Origin of the sequence: Erysipelatoclostridium sp. An173, assembly GCF_002160495.1 — a bacterium.
Lineage (GTDB): Bacteria > Bacillota_I > Bacilli_A > Erysipelotrichales > Coprobacillaceae > Thomasclavelia > Thomasclavelia merdavium.
Genome location: NZ_NFKR01000006.1, coordinates 24,406 through 38,254, shown reverse-complemented (window position 1 = coordinate 38,254; position 13,849 = coordinate 24,406). Strand labels below are relative to the sequence as shown.

At 26.9% G+C, this 13,849-nt stretch carries 18 protein-coding genes and 1 tRNA gene; 10 read left to right on the top strand and 9 right to left on the bottom strand.

The features are described 5' to 3' along the window. The first annotated feature begins 30 nt into the window (after nt 1-30). Nucleotides 31-915: a DUF362 domain-containing protein gene (locus B5F09_RS04145; protein ID WP_087299515.1), complete on the top strand. Its 885-nt coding sequence runs from the start codon at nt 31-33 to the stop codon at nt 913-915. 58 nt (nt 916-973) lie between these two features. Here B5F09_RS04145 and B5F09_RS04140 read toward each other — a convergent pair whose 3' ends face one another. The 8 genes from B5F09_RS04140 to B5F09_RS04105 form a co-directional block, all read right to left on the bottom strand. Then, complete coding sequence (locus B5F09_RS04140) at nt 974-1,282, bottom strand: cyclic-di-AMP receptor (RefSeq protein ID WP_158095186.1); 309 nt, start codon at nt 1,280-1,282, stop codon at nt 974-976. 120 nt (nt 1,283-1,402) lie between these two features. Further along, on the bottom strand, nt 1,403-2,155 hold the full coding sequence (locus B5F09_RS04135; protein ID WP_087372054.1) for a MurR/RpiR family transcriptional regulator: 753 nt from the start codon (nt 2,153-2,155) through the stop codon (nt 1,403-1,405). Between the two features lie 96 nt (nt 2,156-2,251). Continuing rightward, on the bottom strand, nt 2,252-2,848 hold the full coding sequence (locus B5F09_RS04130; RefSeq protein ID WP_158095801.1) for a PTS sugar transporter subunit IIB: 597 nt from the start codon (nt 2,846-2,848) through the stop codon (nt 2,252-2,254). 126 nt (nt 2,849-2,974) lie between these two features. Next, nucleotides 2,975-3,799, bottom strand: coding sequence for a histidinol-phosphatase HisJ family protein (locus B5F09_RS04125; RefSeq protein ID WP_087303014.1), 825 nt, complete (start codon nt 3,797-3,799; stop codon nt 2,975-2,977). Between the two features lie 351 nt (nt 3,800-4,150). Continuing rightward, complete coding sequence (locus B5F09_RS04120) at nt 4,151-4,549, bottom strand: cupin domain-containing protein (protein WP_087371940.1); 399 nt, start codon at nt 4,547-4,549, stop codon at nt 4,151-4,153. 12 nt (nt 4,550-4,561) lie between these two features. Then, nucleotides 4,562-5,299, bottom strand: a complete 738-nt coding sequence (locus B5F09_RS04115) for a carboxymuconolactone decarboxylase family protein (protein ID WP_087371937.1) — start codon at nt 5,297-5,299, stop codon at nt 4,562-4,564. Between the two features lie 20 nt (nt 5,300-5,319). After that, nucleotides 5,320-5,652 (bottom strand): MerR family transcriptional regulator, encoded by a 333-nt coding sequence (locus B5F09_RS04110; RefSeq protein ID WP_087371934.1) that lies wholly within the window; start codon nt 5,650-5,652, stop codon nt 5,320-5,322. Between the two features lie 103 nt (nt 5,653-5,755). Beyond that, the gene (locus B5F09_RS04105; RefSeq protein WP_087371932.1) at nt 5,756-6,637 is read right to left on the bottom strand and encodes a LysR family transcriptional regulator; all 882 of its coding nucleotides are present in this window, start codon (nt 6,635-6,637) and stop codon (nt 5,756-5,758) included. 175 nt (nt 6,638-6,812) lie between these two features. Between B5F09_RS04105 and B5F09_RS04100 the strand changes: the two genes are divergently transcribed. The 4 genes from B5F09_RS04100 to B5F09_RS04085 all read left to right on the top strand — a co-directional run bounded on the left by B5F09_RS04100 (nt 6,813) and on the right by B5F09_RS04085 (nt 8,756). Beyond that, nucleotides 6,813-7,346 carry a hypothetical protein gene (locus B5F09_RS04100; protein WP_087371929.1) on the top strand — a complete coding sequence of 178 codons (534 nt, stop codon included), beginning with the start codon at nt 6,813-6,815 and terminating at the stop codon, nt 7,344-7,346. 37 nt (nt 7,347-7,383) lie between these two features. Then, entirely contained in the window at nt 7,384-7,746 is a 363-nt protein-coding gene (locus tag B5F09_RS04095; RefSeq protein ID WP_087371926.1) for a hypothetical protein, read from the top strand. 212 nt (nt 7,747-7,958) lie between these two features. Continuing rightward, nucleotides 7,959-8,315: a hypothetical protein gene (locus B5F09_RS04090; protein ID WP_087371923.1), complete on the top strand. Its 357-nt coding sequence runs from the start codon at nt 7,959-7,961 to the stop codon at nt 8,313-8,315. A gap of 90 nt (nt 8,316-8,405) precedes the next feature. After that, a complete protein-coding gene (locus B5F09_RS04085; RefSeq protein ID WP_087371921.1) occupies nt 8,406-8,756 on the top strand; it encodes a hypothetical protein in 351 nt (116 codons plus the stop codon). 190 nt (nt 8,757-8,946) lie between these two features. Here the strand turns inward: B5F09_RS04085 and B5F09_RS04080 are convergent, their stop codons facing one another. Beyond that, the gene (locus B5F09_RS04080; protein ID WP_087371917.1) at nt 8,947-10,056 is read right to left on the bottom strand and encodes a metallophosphoesterase; all 1,110 of its coding nucleotides are present in this window, start codon (nt 10,054-10,056) and stop codon (nt 8,947-8,949) included. Nucleotides 10,057-10,202: 146 nt separating this feature from the next. On the opposite strand from B5F09_RS04080, the gene B5F09_RS04075 reads away from it, so the two are divergent. The 5 genes from B5F09_RS04075 to B5F09_RS04055 all read left to right on the top strand — a co-directional run bounded on the left by B5F09_RS04075 (nt 10,203) and on the right by B5F09_RS04055 (nt 13,828). Further along, complete coding sequence (locus tag B5F09_RS04075) at nt 10,203-10,703, top strand: nitroreductase family protein (RefSeq protein ID WP_087302996.1); 501 nt, start codon at nt 10,203-10,205, stop codon at nt 10,701-10,703. Between the two features lie 40 nt (nt 10,704-10,743). Beyond that, entirely contained in the window at nt 10,744-11,619 is an 876-nt protein-coding gene (locus B5F09_RS04070) for a MurR/RpiR family transcriptional regulator (protein ID WP_087371914.1), read from the top strand. A 74-nt stretch (nt 11,620-11,693) separates the two neighbouring features. Beyond that, nucleotides 11,694-11,769 (top strand) — tRNA-Glu (locus B5F09_RS04065). Nucleotides 11,770-12,023: 254 nt separating this feature from the next. Then, nucleotides 12,024-12,827 (top strand): aldo/keto reductase, encoded by an 804-nt coding sequence (locus B5F09_RS04060; RefSeq protein ID WP_087371911.1) that lies wholly within the window; start codon nt 12,024-12,026, stop codon nt 12,825-12,827. Between the two features lie 26 nt (nt 12,828-12,853). Then, nucleotides 12,854-13,828, top strand: a complete 975-nt coding sequence (locus tag B5F09_RS04055; RefSeq protein ID WP_087371908.1) for an alpha/beta hydrolase — start codon at nt 12,854-12,856, stop codon at nt 13,826-13,828. The last annotated feature ends 21 nt before the right edge of the window (nt 13,829-13,849 follow it).

The following is a 13,849-nucleotide window of genomic DNA, read 5'->3' as shown; positions in this document are numbered from 1 at the left end:
AGTTAGAAAACTTTAGAAAGGAAGATAGTCATGGAAAAAGCAAATGTTTATTTTACTAAAGAGATTAGTGCTGAAAGTTTAATTAAAATTTATGAAGCACTAAATAGAGATTTAAAAGGTAAAGTAGCAATTAAAATTTCTACAGGTGAACCTGGTGGACACAACTTTTTAAATCCTAATCTAATTAAAGATTTAGTTTCTAAATTACAAGGAACAATTGTTGAATGTTGTACTGCTTATGGTGGTAAAAGAATGGATGTTAAAGATCATTGGCAAACTATTGAAGATCATGGATTTAAAGCAATTGCACCATGTGATATTATGGATGAATTTGGAGAAATAGAATTACCAATTACTAATGGTTTCCATTTAAAAGCTGATATTGTTGGTGAACACTTTAAAAACTATCAATCAATGGTTGTCCTATCTCATTTTAAAGGTCATGCCATGGGTGGTTTTGGTGGTGCTTTAAAAAATATGAGTATTGGTATCGCATCTTCTAACGGAAAAGCAAATATTCATACTGCCGGAGTCACTACAGATCCTAAAAAACTATGGGATAACTTACCTGAACAAGATCATTTTCTTGAATCAATGGCTGATGCATGTAAAGGAGTTATTGATTACATGGGTAAAGACAATATTGTTTATATAAATGTAGCTAATAACTTATCTGTCGATTGTGACTGTGATTCTCATCCAGCACCTCCAGAAATGGCAGATATTGGAATCTTTGCTTCTATCGATCCAGTAGCTCTAGATCAAGCATGCTATGATGCTGTTATTAATTCACCTGATGATGGAAAAGCTGCATTAATTGAACGTATGGATTCACGTCATGGTATTCATACTGTTGAAGCTGCCGCTAAATTACAATTAGGAAATCGTGAATACGAAATTATTAATATTGATTAGTTTTTTTTAATTATAATAAACGATTAAATCCTGTTTTATGAAAAAACAGGATTTATTATTATATTAATATTAACTTATCTGGATCTAAAATAAAGATTGCTGCCTGATCAACTGTTAATCGATTTAAAGTGCAAGTACAAATATTATCAAGTTCAATTTTTTCATTACTATTATCTAAATTATCTTTAACAGTTTTTAAAGCCATTTTAATCTGGTATTCTTCTAATGCCAGCATGATTGCTATTTGACCATCTTTAATAAAACCACCTAAACTTTTTAATCTTGTAACTTTGTAATCATCCATCTCTAATTCATTTGCAATCTTTTTTCCATCGTCTTCATTTAGAACTATTAACATAATCTTCATAGTCATAGCCACCTTTCTTTTTTATATCATACAACTTATAGTTAACTCAAAGTCAATAACAATATTTTCACTCTAAACAAAAAAGGCACTTAAAATGCCTTATCTTGTAATTATGATATATTAACGATAATATTTTTGATAATAACGAATCCGTAACAAATCAAAAATCATCATTATTTGATAGTTAAACTGAATTCCATCAAATTTACCTAATACTTCTATTGCATAATCAGCACATATATTTTCATATTGACGATATTTGATATTTTGAGTGATTAATACTAAATATGCTTCACAAATATTTTGCGGTTTTAACTTTTTGACGTTTTGTTCCATTAATCTACCTGTTGCCGTAATGAAAAATACAACATCATCGTCACCAAATTCAAATTTGGTATCAAAACTATGATATTCGACTACTTCTTTTCCTAAAGAGATTAAATCAGTTTGAAAATCAACAGCTACACTACTTGGATATAGCGCCCCAATAATAACGATCCTTTTTTTCTTAAAGATCAAATCACAAAGCTCATCAATTAACTGATTCAATTCTTCTTTATCATAACTAGTATCTAAATGTTCAATAAACTGATTACAATCTAAATTCAACATTCTAGCATGAATTTGTTCTAAGCGGCTTTGATGATCTGCTAATAGTCGTCCCTTAAATTCATCATAACTATGAATTCCAAAATGTCTACAAAAATCAAGCAATTCACTTTCACTAAAATTACTAGCACTTAAAAAACCATCTAAATCATATTTTTCCATTTCTGTATAATGCTGGATAACAAAATTACCAATTCGGTACATATGATCATCATCAAGACACCCGTTTAAATATTTTAAAATTCTTGAAATCATCAGTTCCATATACATCTACTCTCTTTCTATATATTTACTGTAAGACCACCTTTAATAATAGTATATACCATTTCTATTCAAAAAGAAATTGAGACATAACGATGATTATAAAAAAATCTCCTGAATTTTAGCGATAATATTATTACAATTATATTGACCATAATCATTAGGATCAATATTTAAAATCCGCTGATGAAAAATATTAGCTAATCCTTTTGTATAATGTTGTACTTGTGGTGCCATCAAAAGCAAATCATATTCTTTATTCAATGCTTCTTTATCAAAAATACTTGCTGCTTTAAAATGGTAATTAACATTATGTTCTTTACAAAAATTATTTAATTTCATGACAAATAAACTTGATGTTAAGCCACTAGAACAGCAAAGTAATATTTTGCGCAATTGATCATCTTTTTTAATGATAAAATCTTGTCTATTAATATTAAATATTCGCCATTTAAAATTTTCAACTAATTCATTTGTTTCAGTTTTATCACTAATTTCATAATGCAAATAATACATTTGCTGTCGTGTTTTTTGATTTGTAATAATTTCTTCTACTATCAAATTATGCCAAACTACTAGTTCCCCTAAAAAATCTTCATATATTATTGAATATATTTTTCTATCATCATAAACTAATGGTTCAATATTTTTATCAAGGTTATTTTTTATTAACCAATTTTGGAATACTTCCTCCATTTTTACACCTCCTTTATTAAATGTTTCCTTTATTAAATTATGACACAATTGACTAGACATTTCTATAAAATCCATTCGTGTTATTTTAATAAAAAAACAAATAATAAAAGATGGAATTTTCCATCTTTATAGTTTATGGAAAATTGGTTCCATTTGTTTATAAGTACAAAATTCTTTAAAACCAATTTTTCTTAATTCATCTTTCATTTCTTCAATATAAGCACCTAAGTGTGCCGATTCATGACTATCACTACCAATGGTAATGATTCTACCACCTAAATCATGATAGAGTTTTAGTATCTTTCTTGATGGCATTAAATCATTAAGACCATAACGTATTGATGAAGTGTTCAGTTCAATTCCTTTACCATCTTCAATAATACATTTTAATATTGCTGTAATTATTTCTTTATTATTTTCAAAACCAGAGTAGCCATCTTTATTATCGTATCTTTTAATTAAATCAAAATGACCGATAACACTATAATCATGATAATTTTTTACTACTTCATACAATTCTTGATAGTACCTTTGATAGTATTGATCTTCGGTTTTATTTTTTTGAAAATCACCAGTCCAAAATTCTTTATCTTCAATTTGATGAATTGATAAAATAATAAAATCAAAAGTATAACGATCAAATAATTTTTTAAACTTATCGATAGTATGGGTTTGAATTCCAAACTCTAATCCTTTTTTTATTCTAATTTTATTATAGTATTTTTTAGTTAAATATTCTATTTTTTGAAAATATGCCGGATAATTAACATTAGGCACTGATTTTCCTTCAATAAAATCCGGATCATCCCAATCCAATTTAATCCCATAATCTACATGATCTGTAAAACAAATCTCTTCAATCCCCTTCTCGATTGCATCTTTTACAACATCTTCCATTAAGTAGTCAGAGTCATCACTAAACTCAGTATGCAAATGGTAATCACAAAACATATGTCGTCCCCCTTTAGTATTCATTATAGCAGTTTTTTTGAGATTATTGCTAGATAATGCAAAAATAAAAAAATTTGTCAAATACCTGCTTATTTTTGGGAGAATTTTGAAAAAAACAAATCATTGTCATGTAATAACGTTTATTTTTATTCAAATGCAATTATAATAAACTCATAATGAATGATAAAAACTTAATATCAACAAAAATAATGCTTCCATTAATTATATCGCTTTATAAAACATTTTATACCTAAAATTAGATATTTAGCTTAAATTATCTTTCATTAATTAATAAATACCCATCAGTATTACTGATGGGTATTATCGTATCTACTATTTAATTACAACCTTTTAAAGCTTATTGTATTGTTCATCATCTACTGGTTCTAGCCATTCATTAGAAGAACCTGGAGCTGGAACTTCAATAGCAATATGGGCAAACCAAGAATCTTTAGCAGCACCATGCCAATGTTTAACTTCTGGTGCAATATTAACAACATCACCTGATTTTAATTCTTGAGCTGGTTTTCCCCATTCTTGATACCAGCCTTTTCCATCAGTAACTAATAAAATTTGGCCACCTTTATGATGAATATGCCAATTATTACGACATCCTGGTTCAAATGTTACATTAGCTACACCAACACCATTACTTTTAGCTAATGGATTTAAAAAGCTTTTTCCAATAAAATATTCTGCAAATCCAGTATTTTCTTCACCATTTTTAAATAAACTATTAAAATCACTCATTTTATATTCCTCCTATTTATTGGTAATTTCGTTAATTATAGCAATTGCATTTAACGTTCTTGGAAATCCAATATATGGTTGACATTGAGTAATTGTTTCCAATAACATATCACGTGTATTTCCAACTGTTAAATTTGCTTGAACATGAGCTCGTAATTGATTTTCACATCCTCCTAAACTTGCTAGCATAACAACAGTAAGTAATTCTCTTGTTGCTAATGTTAAACCATTACGAGTATAAAAATCTCCAAAACAATATGCTGATAAATAATCTTGAATATGTTTTAATTCAGCTGGAGCATTATCGTGATTAGCTTGAATATTTTTTCGTCCAAAAGCTTCACTTTGAACATCAAATCCTTTTTTAAAACGAGTATCTAATGTTACTGTTCCTTGTTTTTCTAAAGGTAAAGCAATATTTTTACTTACAAATACTTGATTAATCACATCTAATGCATCTTCGACTTTTCCAAGACCAACATATGGTGTACATTGATAAACAGCTTCTTTGATTGAAACTGGATCAACATCAGCATTAATTGCTCCAATAACATGTTCTTTTAAAGTATTTAAAGTGTGATTAGTTGTATCAACAACAATTAAAATTAACTGTCTTAATTTTAAATCTAATGAACCATGTTGATAAACATCATTATATAAATAGTTTTTCATGATTTCTTTTAATTCAGGATCATTTGTTAATTGTTCATCTTGATCATGAAGTAAATCATATAATTTATTTCCTTCCATAAAAATCCTCCTCCAGTACATTAATTATTTTTTGTTAATTGATAGATAAGAAAATCGATGATATCTAAATTTTTTTGTTGAAGATGAATATTGTCTAAAATAATTTGTCGTTGTTTTTTTAAAATTGATAACTGATTATTTTTATTTTTAGAATTTATAAAATCAGCAATCATATCTTTTTTCAATCCAATTTTTTTTAAAGATATGATCATACTCAATCTTTCAATATCATCATCACTATAGTTAATGTCACCATCTACTACATTAATATCATCAAACAGACCAGCGTTTTCAAAAATTTTTAATGTTGCTTTAGAAACATTAAAAATTTTGCATACTTCATCACTTTTCACCAGGTCACCTCCATCAATCATTTCTAATTACACTTATATTTTAATAAGATAGCCTAAATATGTCTAATACTCATTTTGTATTAAAAGCAATGCTTTTAAAGCATTACTTTTTCAAAGACATTTTTAATTTTTCAATAAATCGAGAAGTTGCTGGCGAAAAAATCTGATGTTTTTTCCAAACAACAACAGTACCTGTTTTTAGTGAGGGTGAAAAAGGAATAAAACAAGTATTACTATCACCTAAATTATTTATTAATTTTTCAAAACAAATTGCATATCCAATTCCTTCTTCTACTAATATTGCAGCATTATAAATTAAATTATAAGTTGCAATTATATTTAAACGTTCATAATCTTCACCAAACCAGTTAGCAATTTCATTTTGTACAATCATTCTTCGAGTACTAAGTAATGGCAAATCTATTAAATCCTGTGGTGTTACACTCTCCTTACTTGCAAGCTCACTATCTTTTGGAGCTAAGATTCCCCAAACCTCATGATGAGGTAAACGTATAAACTCATATTTTTCAATATCTACTGGTTCAGTTAATAAACCAATATCTATAAGCCCCTTATCAATTCTTTCTTTTATATCATCAGCATTACCACTAAAAAGATTATATTTTATTTGTGGATAATCTTGTTTAAATTCTCGAATCATTCTAGCAATGATATGCATCGCATTAGTTTCACCACTTCCAATAAAAATCTCCCCAGTGACTAAATCATTTCGTTCCAAAAATTCTTTTTCTGTTTTTTTAGCAAGATCAACAATTTCTTCAGCACGTCGGCGTAATAACATTCCTTCATCAGTTAAAACAATTCTATTTTTACCTCTAATAAAAAGCTGTGCATCCAATTCTTCTTCCAATTGCATCAATTGTCTAGATAAAGTTGGTTGGGTTATATGTAAAAACTTAGCAGCTCTAGTAATATTCTCTTCACGAGCTACTGCTAAAAAATATTTTAAAGTTCTAATTTCCATAAATACACCTGCCTTTTACAATCATTTTACAATTATTTTATAATCATCGCTATTATTTCCTTCTAGAAAATTATAAATTCTATTTAATAAAATGATTTATAATGCTTATTTATTTGCATTATAATGTATAAAAATGTTAGATTATGTGATACCATGTAAACTGAAAGGAGAATTATTGAATGAAAAAATATTAATTACTTTTATTACATGTTTTTTATCATTAAATCTAGCAGGATGTAGCAGTAATGAATCATCATCAAAAAAAGAATCTTTCGAAATGAGTGAAAAACAAATAGAGAAAATTGAAAAAAATTTAAAAGATAATAATGTTATCGATAGTTTTGATGCTGGTGATGGTATTTATTATAGTGAAAAACCATTTCAATATACCATTAGTCCAGTTAATGATAATTTGACATATTATAACCTCACTTACAATATGAAAAAAGATCTTTTTTATCTACGTGATTATACGTATTATGAAAGTTTAGGTCTTTGTTACAACATTGATACAAAAAAAGTTTTAGATATTAGAAAATTGACTGCTACTGATAATAGCAAAATTTATCAAAATGATAATAATGATAAAACATGTGAAGAATTTTTAGATTATATCATTGAACTTTCTGGTGCCAGTTTAGATGATCTAAAAACATATATGAAATCAAAATTAGCTAGTAAAAGATTAGTATTCAAAAAAAACAACTGATAAAAAAATAATAGCTAGAGAAAATATAAATAAAAAAATGATTCCTAATAATATTAAAGCTTATACGGTATCTACCGATAGTGAAATTTATACAGAAGCAAAATTAGAAAAAGAAAACGATGATTACAAGACAACTACAACAATTACTTATGATATTGAAAAAAATCTTTTCTATCTAACTGATCATGATTACTGTAAAGAAAATTCTGTATATTATAATATTGACACCCAAAAGTTTATTAGCACCGATACTTTGGAACCATCTAGTAATAATGACCAATTGGCAATTGCCAATTGTAAAAAACTTTTAAAAAACATTACTGATTCACTAGAAATATCAACTGATGAATTAAAAAACTATTTAAAAGACATGTTAAAAATATCAAGCGAAAATAAATAAAAATTTATCTCGGTATGTATTGCCGAGATTTTTTACACTTTTATAACTATTTAGATTACTTCTTATTAAAATTTGTAAATAATATTTACAATTTCTTTATTCTTAACAAAGGATTTTTGTTAATAGTATTAAAAGTCATTTAATTTTGCTAGTAAAAATATTTTTTTAAGATTATTATATGGCTGTAAAGAAAAGAAAGAAGGTAATTCAAGATGGATGTAAATCAAATCAATCAAAATGCTATCAATTCATTACATCATTATTTTGAAAATGACTATGCAGATAAAACAATTGAAGCTTCTACGAAGCCATTAACTCAAGATGAAATTACAGAGATAGTAAAGAATCAAGCAAATATTTGTAAAACAAAAAATACCTCACTAGAAGTTTTAAGAAAAAATATTAATATTAAAGCCAAAGAATCTTTAGATAACGTTGTTAACGAAAATAAGACAGCAAAGAAAAAGAAAAACAAATTATCATTTGACCAATACCATAAATTACTTCAAGATGAAAAAATGCGTCAAATTAATATTGTTGAAGCTTTAAAAGCTACTAAATTAGGTTAATAATCTTATAAATGTTTACCATTTATAATTGATTATTTTATATAGAATTATTATTTATCAAAATGATATATGAGAAAGAAGGAATGTACTATGAATACTAAAAAAATTAATGAACAAGCTATTGAATCTTTAAAAAAATATTTTAATGAAAACAAAGAAATCTCTAAAGAAGATATGCAATCAATGACAAAAGAAGAAGTAACTAATATTGTTGATTCTGAAATTTCAAGATATAAAGCTAAAATTGATGAATTAAATGAATTAAAACATAAAATTTCACAAGAAGCAGAAGAATCATTTGAAAAAATTTTTGGTAAAACAAAAGTTGAAGAAAAACATCATCATTTAAATACTGATGAAATGGAAAAACAACTAAAAGAAAATGCTGAACATCAAATAAACGAAATGAATAAAATCAAAGAAGAAAAAACTCAAAAATAAAAGATTTAGATTAAAAGTCACTAGAAAAATTATTCTAGTGACTTTTAATATTTTTCAATATCTTCTACATTAGATTTAAAAACTCCAATTCAATTACTACAGTAACTATATTAAAATTTTCTTTTTTATATGAATATTTTTAATATTTCTAAAAATCTAGTAAATTCATTATTAAAGTAACATCCAGTCTCTAACACTTTTTCAAATAACAGAATTTTACCCAGCCAATTTCATTATCTTTTATCACATAAGCATATGGTCCAAAAATACCTATTAACTTAACTAATTCCCCTTTATTTAATCCGACCATACAATCAACATAATCATCTAAACAATAGGTTTTATTATCTTTTTGATACAAAAATTCATTTTTTATTTTAAAAGTCTGATTAGTATCTATTTGTCGACATAATGTGAAGTTTTTACCTGCTTTAATTACCTGAACTTCAAAACTAGGCCAAGCAACCTTATGAACATCTTGTTTTTCGACTAATACATCTACTTTGGCTTGATAAATTGGCAAAGGTTGAACATAATCTGTCAATAATTTATATTCATTTCCATTTCCTTCTATAATCAACGCATTCAATTGACTAATTGATTTAACACCGGTACCACCGTCAATACAAATAATTCTTTTTTCTTTATCAATAATGATATTGTTATCAATTCGATTTTGGTGGTGATTAGATGTTGGTAAATGACCAACCACAACATACTCATCTAAACAATGCCCATCTTGATAAAAAGTACGCATTTCAATCAAAGAACTCAAACTAGAATTTTGCCAATCTACCCTTTTTTCTAATCCAGCATGTACAAAAATAAAATTATTTAAATGTAAAGTTGTTGGTAAAGTTCTTAAATACTCAAAACATGGTTTTAAATATTCTTTGATTATATCCTGTAATTGTTTGGCTGGTAATTGAGTATAATCGATTTCCAAAGCCGAAAGCGCCTGACGAATTATACCACCCTTCCCTACATGATTTAAATAATGAACAATATGACTAGCATAATTTTCATTATTTACGATCTTCTCAATTGCATATTCGCAATTTCCTAAAAGAACATAAACACGGTCACTTTGACGTTGTAATTGCATTAAATAATCTATCATTTCCAAGGCCTGATTTCCTTTTTCAATAAAATCACCTAATATAACCAAATAATCATCTTGGCAATAATTAACTTTTTTTAACAGTTCAATAAAACGATCTAAATGACTATGAATATCACTAACAACAATACAACGATATTTTCCCTCTATTCTTTTTTCAAGATGTCTAACTTTAATCATAAACTTCACCTCATGAAATAATATATCACAATCTTTCAGCCAATGTTATAAATATTACTTTAATTAATTGTTATTATAAGTTAATTTGTAATTTATTATTTTTATCAGTATAATTATATTAATATTAAACAAGTGAGGTATAAAAAATGTTAGAAGCTATAAAACAACGTCAAAGTATTCGTAAATATCAAAATACTCCTGTTGAAACAGAAAAGATTAATTCTCTTTTAGAAGCAGCAATGAATGCACCAACTGCAAGAAATACTCAGGAATGGAAATTTGTTGTTATTACAAATCGTGAAGCTTTAAATGATATGTGTAATCTATCTCCTTATACAACAATGATGAAAGAAGCTCCATGTGCTATTTTGGTTTTAGCCGATTTAGAAAAAGCCATTAATAAAGAATATGGCTTGATTAACTGTGCTGCTGCAATTGAAAATTTAATTATTGAAGCTATGCATCAGGAATTAGGAACTTGCTGGTGTGGTATTGCTCCTGTTGAAGAAAGAATAGAAAAATTTAAAAAATATTTTAAATTGGCAGATAATGAATATCCTGTTGGGGTGGTTGCTGTTGGTTACAGCAATGAAAAAAAGCCTTTAATTAATAACTTTGACCCTAAAAAAGTTCGATATTATAAATAAGCAGCCTAGTCTGCTTTTTCATTAAAAAAAGAGGTATAATATGCTATTAATTCATAAAATTGAACAAACCCATTTTTCAGCTACTGAAGCTATAATTATTGACTATATATTAGATCAAGGACTAAATATAAAAAATATGTCAGCAAATAGTATTGCCAAAGCAACATATACATCGCCACCTTTATTAGTAAGAATTGCTAAAAAACTAGGTTATCATGGTTGGAATGATTTTAAGGATGCTTTTATCAATGAATTAGAATACTTATTTAAAGAGCAAAATATTGATGCCAGTATTCCTTTTGTCGTAAGCGATGATATTATGACTATTGCCCATAATATTGGACAATTACAAATTGAAACAATTCAAGATACTATGTCGCTTATAAATCATGATGATTTACAGCAAGCCTTACGCTATTTACGTGATTGTAAAGAATTAGATATTTATGGCGTATCTAATAATCTATTATTAGCTGAAGAATTTAAAGCAAAATTATTTTATTTACATAAAAATGTTAATATTTGTCATTTACCTGGAAATGCTAAAGTCCAAGCAGCAATGAGTACAAAAGAACATTGTGCTATATTAATTTCATATTCTGGAGAAACTAACTATATTATTGATGTTGCTAAAATTTTAAAGAATATGCAAACCCCAATTATCGCTATTACTAGTATTGCTGACAATAATCTTTCTAAATTAGCTGATGTTACATTAAGAATTTCATCACGAGAAATGTTATTAACTAAAATCGGTGACTTTGCAACTACTACATCAATAAAATACATTTTAGATACTTTATATGCTGGAATATTTTCATTCGATTATCAAAAAAATTTAGATTATAAAATCCAAATTGCAAAACTCGTTGATGATCGCCACTCTGGTTATGAATTTATTGATGAAGATGAATAAAATATGAGTTTTCTCATATTTTTTTCATTTACATCTTTAATTAATCAAAAAAAGTGCTATTATATATTATACATGGTCCGTTGGTGAAGTGGTCAACACACATGGTTCTCATCCATGCATTCAGGGGTTCGAACCCCCTACGGACTACCAATAGAAATCAATGAGTCCTATTTTATAGGACTTTTTTAATTAGACTTTTTAACAACACTTATAAAAATACTATTAAACAATCTTTTTTATCTTCACCAATTCTTCATCTCACTACTATAAAAATTCCTTGACTAAAAGTAAAATAAATTTTTTAAATAATATCAGTTATTCTAATTTTAAATAATTAATTATAGATAATAAATATTTTACATATCTATTTTTATTTATATATAATAATTACGTGGAGGAAATTTATGAAATATATAACTTTAAACAATGGTTTAAAAATGCCAATGGTTGGTTTAGGAACCTGGGATCTTTGTGGAGAAAAAGGCAAGCAAAGTATTATTAATGCTTTAAAAACCGGATACCGTTTGATTGATACTGCACAAATGTATGGAAATGAAGATATTGTAGGTCAAGCAATTATTGAAAGCAAAATTCCTAGAGAAGAGATTTTTATTACAACTAAACTAAATCGATCTTGTGCTGGTTATCATGAAGCAAAAAAAGGAATTTTGAGATCTTTAAAAAATCTACAAACTAATTATATTGATCTATTATTAATTCATGAGCCATATCCAGAAGCATTAGAAATGTATAAAGCAATGGAAGAAGCTTATTTATTAAAAAAAGTACGAGCTATCGGTATTTCAAATTTTCATAATGATAACTATGAAAATTTTATTTCCACCTGTAATATTAAGCCTGCCGTTAATCAAATAGAATCCCATGTTTATTATCCACAACTTTCTTTTAAACAAAAAATGGATAATGATGATATTCAAATGGAATCATGGGCATGTTTTACAGAAGGAAGAAAAAATATTTTTAAAGAACCAATTTTAATAAAAATTGGTCGCAAATACCATAAGTCTGCAGCCCAAGTTGCCTTAGCATATTTAATTCAAAATGGAATTATTGTTATTCCTAAAACTTCACATCTTGAAAGAATGATTGAAAATATAAATATTTTTGATTTTAATTTATCTGATGAGGACATGGCACAAATAAAATTATTGAATTTAAATCATTCGTTATTTAATTGGTATGATTAATAAATTATAAAATGGAGGAATTTATAATGGAAAATACGTTAAATTTAGTTACAACATGGGATAAGACCTTTCCTAAAAATAATAATATAAATCATCAAAAAGTAACTTTTCATAACCGCTATGGCATTACATTAGTAGCCGATATGTATACACCTAAAGATATCGAAGGTAAATTACCAGCACTTGCAGTTTGTGGACCATTTGGTGCAGTAAAAGAACAAGCTAGTGGTTTATATGCTCAAAGCATGGCAGAACATGGATTTTTAACAATTGCTTTTGATCCATCATTTACCGGAGAATCAACTGGCACTCCAAGATATATGGCTTCACCTGATATTAATACCGAAGATTTTCAGGCTGCTGTTGATTTTTTATCAACACACAAAGATGTTGATCATGAAAAAATTGGAATTATCGGTATTTGTGGCTGGGGTGGTATGGCTATAAATGCAGCAGCATTAGATACTAGAATTAAAGCAACTGTAGCTGCTACTATGTATGATATGTCAAGAATTAATGCTAATGGCTATTTTGATAACGATGATAACGAAGAGGCTAGATATCAAAACAAAATAGCATTGAATAACCAAAGAATCATTGATTATCAAAATCAAAATTATAAAAGAGCTGGTGGGGTTGTTGATCCTTTACCAGAAGATGCACCATATTATGTTAAAGATTACTATGATTACTATAAAACTAATCGTGGTTATCATCAAAGATCATTAAATTCTAACGAGGGATGGAACACAATTGGCTGTATGTCATTTATTAATCAACCAATACTTGCTTATTGTCATGAAATAAGAAGTGCTGTTTTATTAATTCATTGTCAAAAAGCTCATTCTTGTTATTTTAGCGAAGATACTTATAAAAGATTAAAAGGTGATAATAAAGAATTAATGATAATTCCAAATGCTGTTCATACTGATTTATATGATAATTTAGATGTTATCCCTTTTGATAAAATGGCAGAATTTTTTAAAGCAAATTTAAAATAAGAATATTTAAAAAGGTAGTAG

What these genes read in the sequence shown, in the direction of transcription:
- B5F09_RS04120 (WP_087371940.1), bottom strand. Translation starts at nt 4,549, where the DNA reads ATGAGTGATTTTAATAGTTTATTTAAAAATGGTGAAGAAAATACTGGA.
- B5F09_RS04140 (WP_158095186.1), bottom strand. Translation starts at nt 1,282, where the DNA reads ATGAAGATTATGTTAATAGTTCTAAATGAAGACGATGGAAAAAAGATT.
- B5F09_RS04075 (WP_087302996.1), top strand. Translation starts at nt 10,203, where the DNA reads ATGTTAGAAGCTATAAAACAACGTCAAAGTATTCGTAAATATCAAAAT.
- B5F09_RS04070 (WP_087371914.1), top strand. Translation starts at nt 10,744, where the DNA reads ATGCTATTAATTCATAAAATTGAACAAACCCATTTTTCAGCTACTGAA.
- B5F09_RS04130 (WP_158095801.1), bottom strand. Translation starts at nt 2,848, where the DNA reads ATGGAGGAAGTATTCCAAAATTGGTTAATAAAAAATAACCTTGATAAA.
- B5F09_RS04080 (WP_087371917.1), bottom strand. Translation starts at nt 10,056, where the DNA reads ATGATTAAAGTTAGACATCTTGAAAAAAGAATAGAGGGAAAATATCGT.
- B5F09_RS04090 (WP_087371923.1), top strand. Translation starts at nt 7,959, where the DNA reads ATGGATGTAAATCAAATCAATCAAAATGCTATCAATTCATTACATCAT.
- B5F09_RS04060 (WP_087371911.1), top strand. Translation starts at nt 12,024, where the DNA reads ATGAAATATATAACTTTAAACAATGGTTTAAAAATGCCAATGGTTGGT.
- B5F09_RS04135 (WP_087372054.1), bottom strand. Translation starts at nt 2,155, where the DNA reads ATGGAACTGATGATTTCAAGAATTTTAAAATATTTAAACGGGTGTCTT.
- B5F09_RS04125 (WP_087303014.1), bottom strand. Translation starts at nt 3,799, where the DNA reads ATGTTTTGTGATTACCATTTGCATACTGAGTTTAGTGATGACTCTGAC.
- B5F09_RS04115 (WP_087371937.1), bottom strand. Translation starts at nt 5,299, where the DNA reads ATGGAAGGAAATAAATTATATGATTTACTTCATGATCAAGATGAACAA.
- B5F09_RS04105 (WP_087371932.1), bottom strand. Translation starts at nt 6,637, where the DNA reads ATGGAAATTAGAACTTTAAAATATTTTTTAGCAGTAGCTCGTGAAGAG.
- B5F09_RS04085 (WP_087371921.1), top strand. Translation starts at nt 8,406, where the DNA reads ATGAATACTAAAAAAATTAATGAACAAGCTATTGAATCTTTAAAAAAA.
- B5F09_RS04145 (WP_087299515.1), top strand. Translation starts at nt 31, where the DNA reads ATGGAAAAAGCAAATGTTTATTTTACTAAAGAGATTAGTGCTGAAAGT.
- B5F09_RS04055 (WP_087371908.1), top strand. Translation starts at nt 12,854, where the DNA reads ATGGAAAATACGTTAAATTTAGTTACAACATGGGATAAGACCTTTCCT.
- B5F09_RS04095 (WP_087371926.1), top strand. Translation starts at nt 7,384, where the DNA reads ATGATTCCTAATAATATTAAAGCTTATACGGTATCTACCGATAGTGAA.